This is a genomic window from Streptomyces mutabilis (assembly GCF_046628145.1).
Taxonomy (GTDB): Bacteria; Actinomycetota; Actinomycetes; order Streptomycetales; family Streptomycetaceae; genus Streptomyces; species Streptomyces mutabilis.
In genome coordinates this window covers 3,989,212-4,004,111 of the sequence record NZ_CP176874.1, presented here as the reverse complement: position 1 = coordinate 4,004,111, position 14,900 = coordinate 3,989,212, and the positions used below count along the sequence as shown (strand labels likewise).

Sequence of the window (14,900 nt, the reverse complement as noted above, 5' to 3'; positions counted from 1 at the left end):
AATCGGGGTACTCAACTTGATAAACGTCATTCCGGGCGCCCGTGTCCGCAGAGCCGTAGCCGTCGCCCTGACCAGCGGCGCCGTACTCGCGGCCGGCGCCCTCGCCACCACGCCCGCGCAGGCCGCGCCCGCGCACACGTCCGCTCAGGCCGCTCAGGCCGCTCTCGCGCGAGGCGTGCCCGCGCGAGCCGCCGCCGCGCCGTCGATCGTCGCCAAGGGCGGCTTCGTGATGAACAACGCGGACGGCAGGGCGCTCTACACCAAGGCCGCGGACACCAGGCGCGCCACCGGCTCCACGACCAAGATCATGACCGCCAAGGTGGTGCTCTCGCAGCCCAAGCTGAACCTGGACGCCAAGGTCACGATCCAGATGGCGTACAGCGACTACATCGTCTCGAAGAACGCCTCCTCCGCCCGCCTCATCGTCGGCGACAAGGTGACGGTCCGGCAGCTGCTGTACGGGCTGATGCTGCCGTCGGGCTGTGACGCCGCGTACGCCCTCGCCGACAGGTTCGGCTCGGGCAAGACCCGTGCCGCCCGCGTGAAGTCGTTCATCGGCAAGATGAACGCGGAGGCGAAGAAGCTGGGCATGAAGAACACCCGCTTCGACTCGTTCGACGGCATCGGCAACGGCGGGAACTACTCCACGCCGCGCGATCTGACGAAACTGGCGAGCAGCGCCCTGAAGAACTCCACCTTCCGCACGATCGTGAAGACGAAGAAGTACACGGCGAAGACGGTCACGAGGAAGGGCGGCACCCGCACGATGGCGCCCTGGGTCAACACCAACACGCTGCTGGACAGTTACAGCGGCGCGATCGGTGTGAAGACCGGCTCGGGTCCGGAGGCCAAGTACTGCCTGGTCTTCGCCGCGACCCGGAAGGGGAAGACCGTCGTGGGCACGGTCCTGACCTCGTCGTCCTCGGCGCAGCGCGCCAAGGACGCGACGAAGCTCATGAACTACGGCTTCGCCAGGCTGAACTGAGCCGGCCCGACCGCACGAGGGGCCCGTCGCAACCGCGACGGGCCCTTTTCCCGTTCCGGCGCGCCTGCCCGTTTGGAGCTGATGGTGATAGTGTCATTAGCACCATGCTGCTGAGTCTGGACACAACCGACACCCGCCCGCTGCACGAACAGGTCGCGGGCGCCGTACGGCGCGCCATCGCCGAGGGCGAGTGCGCCCCCGGGGACCGCCTGCCCTCCGCGCGCGACCTCTCGGCCGCGCTGGACGTCAACGTCAACACCGTGCTGCGCGCCCTGCGCGGACTGCGGGACGAGGGCCTGCTGGAGTTCCGCCGAGGCCGGGGGGTGACCGTCGCCGAGGGGGCCCGGCCGCACTCGGGCCTGCAGATCCGCGTACGGGAGCTGGTCGCCGAGGCGGCCCGGCTGGGCTACAGCAGGACCGATCTCATCGACATGATCAGGGGGATGCCGTGAAGGACACGACGGTGGCGGTGCGGACGACGGCGGTGGTCTGGACGGTCGGTGTCACGGCCGTGCTGGCCGGAATGCCGTTCATGGTGCGGGAGCGGCTGCCCGACCCGCTGGCGACCCACTGGGGGCTGGGCTCGGGGGAGCCCGACGGATCGATGCCCCTGTGGGCGGCCTCCCTCTTCCCGGCGCTGATCTGGCTGGTCACGGCGGGGCTGACGCTCGGCGTGCTGCTGCGCCGACGCTCCACGCCGCACCACCCGTGGACCGCCGCGACCCTGCTGCCCACCGGCATCGTGCTGGCCGGCGCGCAGGCCGCCCTCGTCCGGGCCAACCTGGACCGCACCGACTGGCACGAGGCCCGGCAGCCGACCGGCTGGATCGTCGCGATCCTCGTCGCGGCCGTCGTCACGGGAGTGGGCGCCTGGTTCGTCACCACCCGGCGCCCGGCGGACACCGCGGCCGCCGGTGCGCACGCGTCCGGCGTCCCGGCCCTGGACGTCCCCGACGGCCGACGGGTGGCGTGGTTCTCCCGGACCGCCAACCCCTGGCTCCGGCTGGTGGCGGCCGTGACCGGCCTCGTGGCCGTGGGGCTCCTCGTCGCCGTCGTCGGCGGCCTCGCGGACCCCGGCGGCCTGTGGGCGGCGTTCGCCGGCTGCGCCGTCGCGTCCCTGTCCTGCGCCCTGTTCTCCTCGGTGCAGGCGCGGGTCTCGGAGCGGGGCCTGGAGGTGTCCTTCGGTCCGCTCGGCTGGCCCGCGCGGCGCTGGGCGCCCGGCGACATCGACGCGGCGCGCGCCGAGGTCCGCGGTCCCGCCCAGGTGGGCGGCTGGGGTTACCGCGTCAGCGGCCTGGGCACCACGGTGATGCTGCGCGCCGGGGAGTGCCTGGTGATACGGCCCCGAGGGCGCCGTACGGACTTCGCGGTGAGCGTCGACGACGCGGAGCGGGGCGCCGCCCTGCTCAACGCGGTGCGCGCGGGCCGGGCTTCCTGAGTCCGGCGGTCAGCGAGGGTCGAGGCCGCCGACCAGGCGGTTGAGGAAAGGCTTCCGCGACGGAGCGGTGTCACCGGGACTCCGCCCGCTCCCTGAGCGCCCGCACGAGAGCGTCCGGTCTGTCGGCGGACACGTAGACGGTGTCGACGGTGACGGTGTCACCGTCGCCGAGATCCATCGGCACCGGCGGGTCCAGGTGCAGCCGGACACCGGTCGTGCCGCCGAGTGAGCAGGCGACGGCGGCCGGCTCGGTGGGTACCCGGCGCAGACCGCGGCCGGGGATCGTCCGCAAGGTGAGGGCCGCCGAACGCACCGCCGTACGCGGCAGGTCGAGGCTGCCCATGAAGCCGGTGTGCAGGACGACCCGGGACGCGGTGACCGTGTGCGGTTGCCGGGCGAGCGCCGCCAGGACGCCGAAGCCGGTGAGTACGAGGGCGGCTTCCAGGAGCGCGTGGAACGGCCGGGCCGGCGGCGGCAGGATCCCGGAGAGGAGGAAGGCCACCGGGATCTCGGTGAGCGTCAGGGCCAGGACCATGGCGCGCAGTTCGGAGGAGTGGCGCATCGCCGTCGCGCCCGGCTCGCCGTGGGCCGGCGGGCGGCGCGTGACGGCGGCGAGGAGAGACCGGTACAGGATGTGCGCCCGGTGGCGCACGGGCGGCTTCGGGTTCACCTCGGGCACGGCTCCTGAGACCTCCTGACCGGCGGCCCGGCCGGCCCCTCGGTCCAGCTTGGGCCGCCCGGACCCCCGGTACCAGTGACATACGTCATCGACCGGCCGTGAACGACGGAGCCGCGTGCCCCGGGCCGGGACACGCGGCTCCGTTTCTCGTGTTCCCGTGCCTACGCCCAGGTGAGCAGCCGCTTCGGCTGCTCCAGGATCGCCGCGACGTCGGCGAGCACCTTGGAGCCCAGCTCGCCGTCGACCAGACGGTGGTCGAAGCTCAGCGCCAGGGTGGTCACCTGACGCGGCTTCACCTTGCCCTTGTGCACCCACGGCTGGAGCTTGATCGCACCGACCGCCAGGATCGCGGACTCGCCCGGGTTGAGGATCGGCGTACCGGTGTCGACGCCGAAGACGCCGACGTTGGTGATGGTCACCGTGCCGCCCTGCATGGCGGCCGGGGAGGTCTTGCCCTCCCGGGCCGTCGAGACCAGCTCGCCCAGGGACTCGGCCAGCTGCGGGAGCGTCTTGGCGTGCGCGTCCTTGATGTTCGGGACGATCAGGCCGCGCGGCGTCGCGGCGGCGATGCCCAGGTTGACGTAGTGCTTGACCACGATCTCCTGCGCCGCCTCGTCCCAGGAGGCGTTGATGTCCGGGTTGCGCTTGATGGCGACCAGCAGGGCCTTGGCGATGAGCAGGAGCGGGTTCACGCGCAGGCCGGTGAACTCCTTGTCCTGCTTCAGCTCCTCGACCAGCTTCATCGTGCGCGTCACGTCGACCGTCACGAACTCGGTCACGTGCGGCGCCGTGAACGCCGAACCGACCATCGCCGCCGCCGTCGCCTTGCGCACACCCTTGACCGGGATGCGGGTCTCACGCGCGGTGTCGTACGACACCGCCGCCGGGGACGGGGTGGGGGCCACGGGGGCGGCGGGAGCCGCTGCCGCCGGTGCCGTCGCCGGCTCGGGCGCCTGCGCGAGGGCCACCGCCGCGTGCACGTCCTCCCGGGTGATGACGCCGTCCGGGCCGGTCGGGGTGACCGTGGCCAGGTCGACACCGAGGTCCTTGGCCAGCTTGCGCACCGGGGGCTTGGCGAGCGGACGCTCGCGGGTGGCCGGTGCGGCCGGTCCGTGGCCGTTCATCTCGGCCTGGATCGCGGCGGAGGCCGCCGGCGCCTCCTGGGCCGGGACCTGTGCGCCCTTGCGGGGGCGGCGGCGGGTCGAGGAGGTGGACACCCCGTACCCGACCAGGACCGGCTGGCGGGCCTCGGGCTTCTTCTCCTCCGCGGCCTCGGTCGCGGCCGGCGCCGCGGCCGGGTCCTCGACGGCCTCCTGCGCCGGTTCCGCCGCGGCCGCGTCGCCGACGGCCACCGCGATGATCGAGGTGCCCACGTCGACCGTGGTGCCCTCGGGGAAGTGCAGCTCGCGGACCACGCCGTCGTAGGGGATGGGCAGTTCGACGGCGGCCTTCGCCGTCTCGACCTCGCACACCACCTGGCCGTCGGTGACGGTGTCACCGGGCTGGACGTACCACTTGAGGATCTCGGCCTCGGTGAGTCCCTCGCCCACGTCGGGCATCTTGAACTCGCGTACGGACCCTTCGGTCATCGTCGTCACGACCCTCTCCTCAGTACGCCAGCGAGCGGTCGACGGCATCCAGCACCCGGTCCAGGTCGGGCAGGTACTCCTCCTCCAGACGCGCCGGCGGGTACGGCGCGTGGTAGCCGCCGACCCTCAGCACCGGGGCCTCCAGGTGGTAGAAGCAGCGCTCCGTGATCCGGGCCGCGATCTCCGCGCCCGAGCCCAGGAACACCGGCGCCTCGTGGACCACGACCAGGCGGCGGGTCTTCTCCACCGAGGCCTGGATCGTGTCGAAGTCGACTGGGGAGATCGAGCGCAGGTCCACGACCTCCAGGGACCGCCCCTCCTCGGCCGCCGCGTCGGCGACCTCCTGGCAGAGCTTCACCATCGGGCCGTACGCGGCCAGCGTCAGGTCGGAGCCCTCGCGCACCACACGCGCGGTGTGCAGCGGGCCCGGGATGGCCTCGGCGTCGACCTCGCCCTTGTCCCAGTAGCGCCGCTTGGGCTCGAAGTAGATCACCGGGTCGTCGCTCTGGATGGCCTGCTGCATCATCCAGTAGGCGTCCGCCGCGTTCGACGGGGAGACCACCTTGAGGCCGGCGACGTGCGCGAACAGCGCCTCCGGCGACTCGGAGTGGTGCTCGACCGCGCCGATGCCGCCGCCGTAGGGGATGCGGATGACGACCGGCATCTTGACCTTGCCCAGCGAACGGGCGTGCATCTTGGCCAGCTGCGTGACGATCTGGTCGTAGGCCGGGAAGACGAAACCGTCGAACTGGATCTCCACCACCGGGCGGTAGCCGCGCAGGGCCAGGCCGATGGCGGTGCCCACGATGCCGGACTCGGCCAGCGGGGTGTCGATGACCCGGTCCTCGCCGAAGTCCTTCTGCAGACCGTCGGTGACCCGGAAGACGCCGCCCAGCTTGCCGACGTCCTCGCCCATGATCAGGACCTTGGGGTCCGACTCCAGCGCGCGGCGCAGCGACTCGTTGATCGCCTTGGCCAGCGCCATCTTTTCGGCTGCCATGTCAGACCCCCTCGGCCTCTGCGAACGACGCCTGGTAGGCGGCGAACTGGGCCCGCTCCTCGTCGACGAGCGCGTGCCCGTCCGCGTACACGTTCTCGAAGATGGCGAACCGGTCCGGGTCCGGCATGGCACGGACCACTTCGCGCACTCGTTTGCCCAACGCCTCGCTCTCCGCCTCCAGTTCCCCGAAGAATCCCTCGTCCGCGTGGTTTGCGGACTCCAGGAAGCGGCGAAGGCGCAGGATCGGGTCCTTGGCCTCCCAGGCGGCGCGCTCGTCGTCGTGCCGGTAGCGGGAGGGGTCGTCCGAGGTGGTGTGGGCGCCCATGCGGTACGTGTACGCCTCGATCAGCGCCGGTCCCTCACCGCGCCGGGCGCGTTCCAGGGCCCAGCGGGTGACGGCGAGGGAGGCGAGGACGTCGTTGCCGTCGACGCGCACGCCCGGGAAGCCGAAGCCCTGGGCGCGCTGGTAGAGCGGCACCCGGGTCTGCTTCTCGTTGGACTCGGAGATCGCCCACTGGTTGTTCTGGCAGAAGAACACCACGGGGGCGTTGTAGACGGCGGCGAAGTTGAACGCCTCGCTCACGTCGCCCTGGCTGGAGGCGCCGTCGCCGAAGTACGCGATCACGCCGGAGTCCGCGCCGTCCTTGGCCACGCCCATCGCGTAGCCGGTGGCGTGCAGCACCTGCGAGCCGATGACGATGGTGTAGAGGTGGAAGTTGTTGCTGTTGGGGTCCCAGCCGCCGTTGTTCACGCCGCGGAACATGCCGAGCAGGTTGGTCGGGTCCACCCCGCGGCACCAGGCGACGCCGTGCTCGCGGTAGGTCGGGAAGACGTAGTCGTCCTCGCGGGTGGCCCGGCCGGAGCCGATCTGGGCGGCCTCCTGGCCCAGCAGCGAGGCCCACAGACCCAGCTCGCCCTGGCGCTGCAGGGCGGTGGCCTCGGCGTCGAAGCGCCGGGTGAGCACCATGTCGCGGTACAGGCCGCGCAGCTCGTCGGGGGTGATGTCGGCGACGTACTGGGCGTACTCGGCGTAGGCCGGGTCCTCGATCCGTTCGCCCTCGGGCGTCAGCAGCTGCACCAGCTCCGTCTCGGAGCCCTTCGCGGCTGCGGTGCCGGTCTTGCGAGTGGTGCGCTTGGCGCCGGTCGTGCCGGCCGCCTTGCTTCCGGCGCTGCGTCGCGGCTTGCGCGCGGCAGTGCTCTCGGTCACGTGTGCTCCTCCGTCGGTCCGGCCCCCGGGTTCGCCGGAAGCCAGTGCGGCTCACCTGCGGCCCGGCGGACGCACAAGGGTGGGTGCGGCCCGTTCGGGAACAGGCGTGACAGGTGCCCCGGCGAGCGCCCTGCGAACAGCACGTTACCCAGTGCTCCACATTTCTGTGAAACCCCTCCTGACCTGCTTTTTTACTCGGATTTCCAAGTAAATCGGCGAAGTGCGGAAGTTTTACTGGTCACAGCCTCGCAGGGGGCCGGAACAACGGCACGTTATCCCGGGCACCCCGGGCACGGGAAGAGTCGGTGTGTGACACTGAGCGCGTGCGCGAAGACGGAAAAATCCGGGTATTCCTCCTCGACGACCACGAGGTCGTCCGCCGTGGCGTGCACGATCTGCTCGCGGGCGAGCCCGACATCGAGGTGGTGGGCGAGGCCGGCACGGCGGCCGACGCGCTGGCCCGGGTCCCGGCCGTCCGGCCCGACGTCGCGGTCCTGGACGTCCGGCTGCCCGACGGCAGCGGCGTGGAGGTGTGCCGCGAGATCCGCTCCCGGGACGAGTCCGTGCGGTGCCTCATGCTGACCTCCTTCGCGGACGACGAGGCCCTCTTCGACGCGATCATGGCGGGCGCCTCCGGGTACGTCCTCAAGGACATCCGGGGCGCCGAGCTGCTGGGCGCCGTACGGGAAGTGGCCGCGGGCAAGTCGCTGCTGGACCCGGCGGCCACCGCGCGGGTGCTGGAGCGGCTGCGCGACGGCGGCACCCGGACGGACGACCGGCTCGCCCGCCTCACCGAACAGGAGCGGCGCATCCTGGAGCTGATCGGCGAGGGGATGACCAATCGCGCGATCGGCGAACGGCTGCACCTCGCCGAGAAGACGATCAAGAATTACGTGTCGAGTCTGCTGGCCAAACTCGGAATGCAGCGGCGTTCGCAGGCGGCGGCCTTCGTCGCTCGCCTTCAGGCCGAGAACCGGTGAGAACCGCTGCGAAGCACTTGGCCACGGGGAGCCCCTGAGGATCCGGGCGGGGATTTATTCGGGACTTACGTCCCTTCCTGCCGGGGCGGGCGACTCTGTCTCCTTTCCGTCCACCCGCGCACAGTGGGTGCATGCCCTCCGACGCACAGCTCGCCGTCGGCCTGCTCGGCCGCACCGCCTACGGCCGGGCGGCCACCACCATGCGCGCTCTGCCCTTCCTCGCCACCGCGCGGCACATCGTGGCCGACGGCCGGGTCCTGCTGCGCATGCCCAGGAGCTGCGGGTACCACCAGGTGTGCGCCGGGAGCGTCGTCGCGTACGGCGCGGACAACCTCGGCTCCGCCGGGCCCGGCGAGAGCCTGTGGACGGTGCAGGTCGTCGGCAGGTGCGAGGCCCACGAACCCAGCGCCGCCGAGATCGACCGGTTCGGTCCGGCACCGCGCCGGGTGGACGGCGAGCCGTTCGAGCCGGTCTACCTGCGGATCGAGCCGCGGTTCGGGTCGGTGCACGTGACGGAGGGGGCCGCCGGCGTGCTGTGACGGTCGGCGTGGCGCCCGGAAACGCGACGCGCGCGTGGCCCGGGGTCGGGTCGCACGCGCGCGTGGGGAGTCGGTTGCGGTCAGCCGCCTTCGCCGCCCGGGGCGGTCGCGCCACCGGTCGGCTCACCGCCGGTGCCGCCGGTCGGTTCACCGCCACCGCTGCCACCGGTCGGCTCACCACCGCCGTCCGTGGGCTCACCACCGCCGTCCGTGGGCTCGCCACCGCCGTCGGTGGGCGTGGACGGCTCCGTCTGACCGTCGGTCGGCTCCCCGGTCGGGTCGTCCGTCGCGGTCTGGGACGGCGCGTACGACGGCGTGTACGGCTGGTCCCAGTCCCCGCCGGTGCCCCCGCTGCCGTTGTTCCGGTCCGTTCCCGGGTCGGTGTTCTCCTGCGTCTCCTCGTCGCTCGGCGAGGGGCTGGACGACTCGGTGCCGGTGCTCTGCGAGGTGGTCGCCGTCGGGCTCTTGTCCGTCTCGCCGCCGCCCTCGCCGCCCCCGTCGTTGTTCAGGGCCAGCGCGACACCGGCGGCGATGGCGATCACCGCGAGGACGGCCAGTATCCACAGCTTGCCGCGGCCGCTGCCCTTGTTGCCGTGGTTCTCGAAGCCGCCGTCGTCGCTCCCGCCGTAGCCGTTCGGCAGGATCGGCTGGGGGATCTGCTGGGTGCCGGAGGCGCCGTGGCCGGGGTGCGGCATCACCGTCGTGCCCGCGAGGCCGGCCGCGGGCGTGTGCCGGCCATCGTGCGCGACGACCGGGCCGGTGTTCCAGGTGCCGGTGTGGCCGCCCTGTTCGTACAGCATCTGCAGCCCGTACTGGACCAGCCCGCGCATCTCCTCGGCGGTCTGGAAGCGGTCGTCGGGCTCCTTGGCCAGCGAGCGCATCACCAGGCCGTCCAGCTCCGGCGGGCAGGCGTCGGAGGCCTCGGACGGCGGCGTCGGGATGTCCTGGACGTGCTGGTAGACCACCGACAGCGGGGTCTCGCCGGTGAAGGGCGGGCGCAGCGCGAGGAGTTCGTAGAGCAGGCAGCCCGTCGCGTACAGGTCGGAGCGGTGGTCGACGGCCTTGCCGAGGGCCTGCTCCGGGGAGAGGTACTGCGGGGTGCCCATGACCATGCCGGTCTGCGTCATCGTCGTGGACGCGCCGTGCAGGGCGCGGGCGATGCCGAAGTCCATCACCTTCACGGCGCCGTTGTTGGTGATGATGACGTTGGCGGGCTTGATGTCGCGGTGCACGATGCCGTGCTGGTGCGAGTAGGCCAGCGCCTCCAGGACGCCGGAGACGATGATCAGCGCCTGCTCGGGGCCGGGCGCCTCCGCGTTGAGGAGGAGGTCGCGGATGGTGCGGCCCTCGACGATCTCCATCACGATGTACGGCACGGACTGGCCGCCGACGAAGTCCTCGCCGGAGTCGTACACGGCGACGATGGCGTGGTGGTTGAGCCCGGCCACCGACTGGGCCTCGCGCGTGAAGCGGGCCTTGGAGACCGGGTCCTCGGCGAGATCTGCACGCAGCAGCTTGACCGCCACGGTGCGTCCGAGGCGGACGTCCTCGGCGGCGAACACCTCGGCCATGCCGCCCCGCCCGAGTCTGCGGGTCAGCCGGTACCGGCCGTCGCCGACCAGGCCGCCGTTGCCCCAGTTCTCCGGCGCGTCAGACATACCGCCGCCAGATGCCTCGGGTTCGGACGGGCCCTGGGCGCGCTGCTGCTGTGCCATCAGTCCTCGCCGTCGTTTCTGCCCGCGGTGCGCGCGGTGTTGTTACGGTCTCCGTCGGCCACGCTACAGCCTCCGCGCAAGCCTCCGGTCCGAGACGGGCTGCCGGGACCGGCATCGAGACGGACCGGTCATGAAACCCTGGTTCCGTACTGCCGTGCAAATTCTGTGTGCCGGTAGTACGCCGGCTGTAACGCTTCCGCGACGCTTCTTTCGCGTACGGTCACGGAACGGGCACCGCGCTTGACGTGTCGGTGCCCTGGGGCAGACTTGGCCGGGAATAGCACTTTCGATCACGAGCGTGCGTGCCGCCGCCAACGGCGCCGACGCCTATGGGGGACGCAGACACATGAGCCAGGACGCCGGACAGGGCCGGTATGCGGGGCGCGCGCTCGCCGGCGGCCGCTACCAGCTGCGCGACTTGCTCGGCGAGGGCGGCATGGCCTCGGTGCACCTGGCGTACGACTCGGTGCTGGACCGGCAGGTCGCGATCAAGACACTCCACACCGAGCTGGGCCGGGAGCAGGCCTTCCGCGAGCGCTTCCGCCGCGAGGCCCAGGCAGTGGCCAAGCTCACGCACACCAACATCGTCTCCGTCTTCGACACCGGCGAGGACGACCTGGGCGGCATGACGACGCCGTACATCGTCATGGAGTACGTCGAGGGCCGGCCGCTCGGCTCGGTGCTCGACGAGGACGTCCGGCAGCAGGGCGCGATGCCCGCCGACAAGGCGCTGAAGATCACCGCGGACGTGCTGGCGGCGCTGGAGATCAGCCACGAGATGGGCCTGGTCCACCGGGACATCAAGCCGGGCAACGTGATGATGACCAAGCGCGGCGTGGTCAAGGTGATGGACTTCGGCATCGCCCGCGCCATGCAGTCCGGCGTGACGTCCATGACGCAGACCGGCATGGTGGTCGGCACCCCGCAGTACCTCTCGCCCGAGCAGGCCCTCGGCCGCGGCGTGGACGCCCGCTCCGACCTGTATTCGGTCGGCATCATGCTGTTCCAACTGGTCACCGGGCGCCTGCCGTTCGACGCGGACTCGCCGCTGGCCATCGCGTACGCGCACGTGCAGGAGGAGCCGGTGGCTCCTTCGTCGGTCAACCGCTCCCTGCCGCCGGCCGTGGACGCGCTGGTGGCCCGCGCGCTGAAGAAGAACCCCAACGAGCGCTTCCCCAGCGCCGAGGCCATGCGCGACGAGTGCCTGCGGGTGGCGGCCTCCTTCCAGGCGGCCCCCCCGAGCATCGTGCCCGGCGCGCAGACGTCCAGCGGCGCGGGCGTCGGCTCCGCGGTGTTCCCGCCGGTCGACCAGAGCGCCCCGGCGCCCACCGGTCCGGTCCAGACGCCGTACCAGCCGACCCCGACCCCCAACCCGTACGGCACGCCGACCCCCGCGCCCGCTCCGGCGTACGGCTATCCCCAGCAGGGCGGCTACCCGACGCCGGCCGCGTCGCCGTACGCGCCGCAGCAGCACTCGCAGCCGCAGGGCGCGCAGACGCCGCCGCCGTACAACCTCACGCCTTCCGCCCCGGCGTCCGGCTCCGGAGGCGGCCGCAAGGGCAACAAGATGGTGATCATCGGTTCGATCGTGGTCGCCGTCCTGGTGGTCGGCGGTCTGATCGGCGCGCTGACCATGGACGACGGCGGGGAGGACGCGAAGGGCGGGGACACCACCGCCAGCGGGTCCGCGTCGCCGTCGAAGGCGGAGGGCTACCGGGGGCCGGACACGACGAAGACGATCGAGAAGGACGAGTGCACGGAGCCTGAGGAGTCGTACAACGACCCCGACCAGATCAAGGTGCCGGACTTCACCTTCAAGTACATCGGCTCGGTCAAGGAGTGCTTCCAGGCCGCCGGCTGGTCGATGGAGGTCGTCGAGGTCGACGAGAACACCTACGGCGAGGGCTCGGTCCGGGACCAGTTCCCCACGCCCGGCACGGACGTCGACCCCGAGAAGATGCCGACGATCCAGCTCAAGGTGTCGACGGGCAACCCGCCGTCCTCCTGATGACCCGAGACAGGGCGAAGGGCCCGGCGGCCGGTGCCGCCGGGCCCTTCGTGTCGGTCCTGTCGGTCGTGGCGGTCGTGGCGGTCGTGGCGGTCGTGGCGGTCCTGGCGGTCCTGGCGGTCGTGGCGGTCCTGGCGGTCCTGGCGGTCAGGTGCGCGTGGGCCGGGGCCTACAGGTAGGGGCCGCCGGAGCGGCCGCCCGGGTGCGGCTCCTCGCCCTCCTGGCCCACGCCCGGCGGCAGCGCCCGGCGCATCTGCTCCAGCTGGGCCCGCGCGGCCATCTGCTGGGCGAACAGCGTGGTCTGGATGCCGTGGAACAGGCCCTCCAGCCAGCCGACCAGCTGTGCCTGGGCGATCCGCAGCTCCGCGTCGGTCGGGGTCGCGTCGTCCGTGAAGGGCAGGGAGAGCCGCTCCAGTTCCTCGACCAGCTCGGGGGCCAGGCCGTCCTCCAGCTCCTTCACCGAACTGGCGTGGATCTCCTTGAGCCGGGCCCGGCTCGCCTCGTCCAGGGGCGCGACACGCACCTCTTCCAGCAGCTGCTTGATCATGCTGCCGATCCGCATGACCTTGGCAGGCTGCTCCACCTGCTCGGTCACCGGGATCTCACGGGAGTCGTCGTCTCCCCCGCCGCCGCTGAGCGCCATTCCGTCCTGGCCGACGACCAGGATCTGGGGGTTCTCCGGCGACCTGTCGTTCCTCGGCATCTCCATGCCGCCATTCTCTCGTACCCGTACGCCTCCACAGGGTGGTGCCCCCGCCGGGCGTTGATCCACCACACCCCGGCGCACGATCCACCGCTTTCGGCGGTGTCCGGAATGCCGGGAGGGCCGAGCGATGTGAGGCTTGTTCCGTCGATTTCCGCGACTGGCGATTACTGCGACCGGTCATCACCGGGAGGGGATCACGGGCGTGACTCCATGGCTGCGCACCCTGCGAGCGACGGGGCTGGTGGGCGTACTGGGGGTGGGGGCGCTGCTGTCGCCGTGCGGGGCCGGCCCGGCTCACGGCGCCGGGTCCGCGGTGGTGGGAGCCGCCGTGGAGCCGGCTCCGCCCGTGCCGGACGCCGCCTCGGGGCGGGCCTCCGAGCCGGACGGGTCCGAGGGGCACGACGGGTCCGAGGGTGACGGAACCAGGGGTGAGGGCCCCCGGGACGATGGGTCCGGAGGCCACGCGCGTCCCCCGGGGCAGAACGGTCACGACGGCCCCGGCGGTCCGGACGCGGGGGCCGCCGACGACGACGCCGAGGAGGCGCGGCCCGCCGGGCGGCCGACCTCCGGTCCGGCGGGCAGCGCGGCGCGCGGATCCGCGTCGCCCTCCCCCTCGTCCTCGGCGTCCGACGCCGCCTCGGCGACCGCGGAGCCGTCCCGGGCGGGGAGCCGGCCGGGTGAGGGGCGGCAGCGGCCCGGGCGGCCCGCGGAGCCGGAACCGGAGCGGGACGACGCGGACGGGAGCGCGCGCCACCGCGCGGAGGACGAGGGCGGGGGCCCGGCCGACGACGCGGCCGTCGCCGTCCCGTCCGGCGAGGCCGCCCCGGCCTCCTCCGCGGCCCCGTCCCGTGGGCGGGCCGGTACGCACACCGAGCAGGCCGCCGGGGGCGTACCGCAGGTCCTGCCCCTGGGCACCGGGCTGGTCCTGGTCGGCCTGGGGCTGGCCCTGGCCTTCGTCGGCCTCCGCCTGCGGCGCGGCTGAGCCGCAGGCGCTACGAGGTGACCAGCAGGACCTTTCCGATGTGGCCGCTCTCCTCCACGACCCGGTGGGCTTCGGGGGCGTCGCTCATCGGGAGCTCGCGGTCGACGATCGGGCGGACGTGACCACCGGCCAGCAGCGGCCAGACGTGTTCGCGGACGGCCGCGACGATGGCCGCCTTCTCCTCCAGGGGACGGGCGCGCAGCGAGGTCGCGCTGACGGCGCCGCGCTTGGCGAGGAGGGCGCCGATGTTCAGTTCGCCCTTCCGGCCGCCCTGCATGCCGATGATCGCGAGCCGGCCGTTGACGGCGAGCGCCTGGACGTTGCGGTCCAGGTACTTGGCGCCCATGTTGTCGAGGATGACGTCGGCGCCCGCGCCACCGGTGGCGTCCTTCATCTCGGCGACGAAGTCCTGCTCCCGGTAGTTGATCAGGATGTCGGCGCCCAGTTCGGCGCAGCGCTCCAGCTTCTCCTCGGTGCCCGCCGTCACGGCGACCTTCGCGCCGACGGCCTTGGCCAGCTGGATCGCCATGGTGCCGATGCCGCTCGAGCCGCCGTGCACCAGCAGTGTCTCCCCGGGGCGGAGGTGGGCCACCATGAAGACGTTCGACCAGACGGTGCAGACCACCTCGGGCAGTGCCGCCGCCTCCTTGAGACCCACGCCCTCCGGCACCGGCAGCAGCTGGCCGGCCGGTACGGCGACCTTCTCGGCGTAACCCCCGCCCGCGAGCAGCGCGCACACCTCGTCGCCGACGGACCAGCCGGACACGCCGGGACCGAGGGCGGCGACGCGCCCGGAGCACTCCAGGCCGGGGTAGGGGGAGGCGCCCGGCGGGGGATCGTAGAAGCCCTGGCGCTGCATGATGTCGGCGCGGTTGACGGCACTGGCCGTCACCTCGACCAGGACCTCGCCCTCGCCGGGCACCGGATCGGGGACCTCGGCCCAGGCCAGCGCCTCGGGGCCTCCGGGTTCGGAAATCGTGATCGCATGCATGAGGGCGACGCTACTCCCCGGTCCCGGGCCGGGGCCCCCACCCGGGTCCGGGTCGCGGGTCGTCTGCTCCCGGGGCACCGG

General features: G+C 72.5%; 15 protein-coding genes. 8 read left to right on the top strand and 7 right to left on the bottom strand.

Going from position 1 to position 14,900, the window contains the following annotated elements; all coding sequences use genetic code 11:
* The first annotated feature begins 16 nt into the window (after window positions 1–16).
* From ACLIN4_RS17955 to ACLIN4_RS17945, 3 genes are all read left to right on the top strand, one after another.
* A complete protein-coding gene (locus ACLIN4_RS17955; protein WP_179342445.1) occupies window positions 17–985 on the top strand; it encodes a D-alanyl-D-alanine carboxypeptidase family protein in 969 nt (322 codons plus the stop codon).
* Window positions 986–1,089: 104 nt separating this feature from the next.
* The gene (locus ACLIN4_RS17950; RefSeq protein WP_100048851.1) at window positions 1,090–1,437 is read left to right on the top strand and encodes a GntR family transcriptional regulator; all 348 of its coding nucleotides are present in this window, start codon (window positions 1,090–1,092) and stop codon (window positions 1,435–1,437) included.
* Window positions 1,434–2,423, top strand: coding sequence for a DUF1648 domain-containing protein (locus ACLIN4_RS17945; protein WP_107477855.1), 990 nt, complete (start codon window positions 1,434–1,436; stop codon window positions 2,421–2,423). The genes ACLIN4_RS17950 and ACLIN4_RS17945 overlap by 4 nt, the downstream gene beginning before the upstream one ends.
* Before the next feature lie 70 nt (window positions 2,424–2,493).
* Here the strand turns inward: ACLIN4_RS17945 and ACLIN4_RS17940 are convergent, their stop codons facing one another.
* From ACLIN4_RS17940 to pdhA, 4 genes are all read right to left on the bottom strand, one after another.
* The gene (locus tag ACLIN4_RS17940) at window positions 2,494–3,102 is read right to left on the bottom strand and encodes a hypothetical protein (protein WP_411576001.1); all 609 of its coding nucleotides are present in this window, start codon (window positions 3,100–3,102) and stop codon (window positions 2,494–2,496) included.
* A gap of 161 nt (window positions 3,103–3,263) precedes the next feature.
* Window positions 3,264–4,691, bottom strand: a complete 1,428-nt coding sequence (locus ACLIN4_RS17935) for a dihydrolipoamide acetyltransferase family protein (RefSeq protein WP_107477861.1) — start codon at window positions 4,689–4,691, stop codon at window positions 3,264–3,266.
* A 19-nt stretch (window positions 4,692–4,710) separates the two neighbouring features.
* Window positions 4,711–5,676 carry an alpha-ketoacid dehydrogenase subunit beta gene (locus ACLIN4_RS17930; protein ID WP_179342446.1) on the bottom strand — a complete coding sequence of 322 codons (966 nt, stop codon included), beginning with the start codon at window positions 5,674–5,676 and terminating at the stop codon, window positions 4,711–4,713.
* A 16-nt stretch (window positions 5,677–5,692) separates the two neighbouring features.
* Entirely contained in the window at window positions 5,693–6,898 is a 1,206-nt protein-coding gene (gene pdhA / locus ACLIN4_RS17925) for a pyruvate dehydrogenase (acetyl-transferring) E1 component subunit alpha (protein WP_411576000.1), read from the bottom strand.
* Window positions 6,899–7,221: 323 nt separating this feature from the next.
* Here pdhA and ACLIN4_RS17920 point away from each other — a divergent pair, with 323 nt between their 5' ends.
* Window positions 7,222–7,878 (top strand): response regulator, encoded by a 657-nt coding sequence (locus ACLIN4_RS17920; RefSeq protein WP_100047470.1) that lies wholly within the window; start codon window positions 7,222–7,224, stop codon window positions 7,876–7,878.
* A 131-nt stretch (window positions 7,879–8,009) separates the two neighbouring features.
* Window positions 8,010–8,417: a hypothetical protein gene (locus ACLIN4_RS17915; RefSeq protein WP_100047471.1), complete on the top strand. Its 408-nt coding sequence runs from the start codon at window positions 8,010–8,012 to the stop codon at window positions 8,415–8,417.
* Between the two features lie 80 nt (window positions 8,418–8,497).
* Here the strand turns inward: ACLIN4_RS17915 and ACLIN4_RS17910 are convergent, their stop codons facing one another.
* Window positions 8,498–10,132 carry a protein kinase domain-containing protein gene (locus ACLIN4_RS17910; protein WP_179342444.1) on the bottom strand — a complete coding sequence of 545 codons (1,635 nt, stop codon included), beginning with the start codon at window positions 10,130–10,132 and terminating at the stop codon, window positions 8,498–8,500.
* Window positions 10,133–10,478: 346 nt separating this feature from the next.
* Here ACLIN4_RS17910 and ACLIN4_RS17905 point away from each other — a divergent pair, with 346 nt between their 5' ends.
* Together ACLIN4_RS17905 and ACLIN4_RS17900 are read left to right on the top strand one after the other, a co-directional pair.
* Window positions 10,479–12,140, top strand: coding sequence for a protein kinase domain-containing protein (locus tag ACLIN4_RS17905; protein WP_107477851.1), 1,662 nt, complete (start codon window positions 10,479–10,481; stop codon window positions 12,138–12,140).
* Window positions 12,140–12,319, top strand: coding sequence for a hypothetical protein (locus ACLIN4_RS17900; protein WP_411575999.1), 180 nt, complete (start codon window positions 12,140–12,142; stop codon window positions 12,317–12,319). Before ACLIN4_RS17905 ends, ACLIN4_RS17900 begins: the two co-directional genes overlap by 1 nt.
* Here the strand turns inward: ACLIN4_RS17900 and ACLIN4_RS17895 are convergent.
* Window positions 12,310–12,849 (bottom strand): bacterial proteasome activator family protein, encoded by a 540-nt coding sequence (locus tag ACLIN4_RS17895; RefSeq protein ID WP_100047474.1) that lies wholly within the window; start codon window positions 12,847–12,849, stop codon window positions 12,310–12,312. The two genes, ACLIN4_RS17900 and ACLIN4_RS17895, sit on opposite strands and share 10 nt — an antisense overlap.
* 199 nt (window positions 12,850–13,048) lie before the next feature.
* Here ACLIN4_RS17895 and ACLIN4_RS17890 point away from each other — a divergent pair, with 199 nt between their 5' ends.
* A complete protein-coding gene (locus ACLIN4_RS17890) occupies window positions 13,049–13,828 on the top strand; it encodes a hypothetical protein (RefSeq protein ID WP_289908562.1) in 780 nt (259 codons plus the stop codon).
* A 10-nt stretch (window positions 13,829–13,838) separates the two neighbouring features.
* Here ACLIN4_RS17890 and ACLIN4_RS17885 read toward each other — a convergent pair whose 3' ends face one another.
* Entirely contained in the window at window positions 13,839–14,819 is a 981-nt protein-coding gene (locus tag ACLIN4_RS17885) for an NAD(P)H-quinone oxidoreductase (protein WP_290013082.1), read from the bottom strand.
* Between the last annotated feature and the right edge of the window lie 81 nt (window positions 14,820–14,900).

What these genes read in the sequence shown, in the direction of transcription:
- ACLIN4_RS17950 (WP_100048851.1), top strand. Translation starts at nt 1,090, where the DNA reads ATGCTGCTGAGTCTGGACACAACCGACACCCGCCCGCTGCACGAACAG.
- ACLIN4_RS17900 (WP_411575999.1), top strand. Translation starts at nt 12,140, where the DNA reads ATGACCCGAGACAGGGCGAAGGGCCCGGCGGCCGGTGCCGCCGGGCCC.
- ACLIN4_RS17930 (WP_179342446.1), bottom strand. Translation starts at nt 5,676, where the DNA reads ATGGCGCTGGCCAAGGCGATCAACGAGTCGCTGCGCCGCGCGCTGGAG.
- ACLIN4_RS17885 (WP_290013082.1), bottom strand. Translation starts at nt 14,819, where the DNA reads ATGCATGCGATCACGATTTCCGAACCCGGAGGCCCCGAGGCGCTGGCC.
- ACLIN4_RS17905 (WP_107477851.1), top strand. Translation starts at nt 10,479, where the DNA reads ATGAGCCAGGACGCCGGACAGGGCCGGTATGCGGGGCGCGCGCTCGCC.
- ACLIN4_RS17935 (WP_107477861.1), bottom strand. Translation starts at nt 4,691, where the DNA reads ATGACCGAAGGGTCCGTACGCGAGTTCAAGATGCCCGACGTGGGCGAG.
- ACLIN4_RS17915 (WP_100047471.1), top strand. Translation starts at nt 8,010, where the DNA reads ATGCCCTCCGACGCACAGCTCGCCGTCGGCCTGCTCGGCCGCACCGCC.
- ACLIN4_RS17895 (WP_100047474.1), bottom strand. Translation starts at nt 12,849, where the DNA reads ATGGAGATGCCGAGGAACGACAGGTCGCCGGAGAACCCCCAGATCCTG.
- ACLIN4_RS17910 (WP_179342444.1), bottom strand. Translation starts at nt 10,132, where the DNA reads ATGGCACAGCAGCAGCGCGCCCAGGGCCCGTCCGAACCCGAGGCATCT.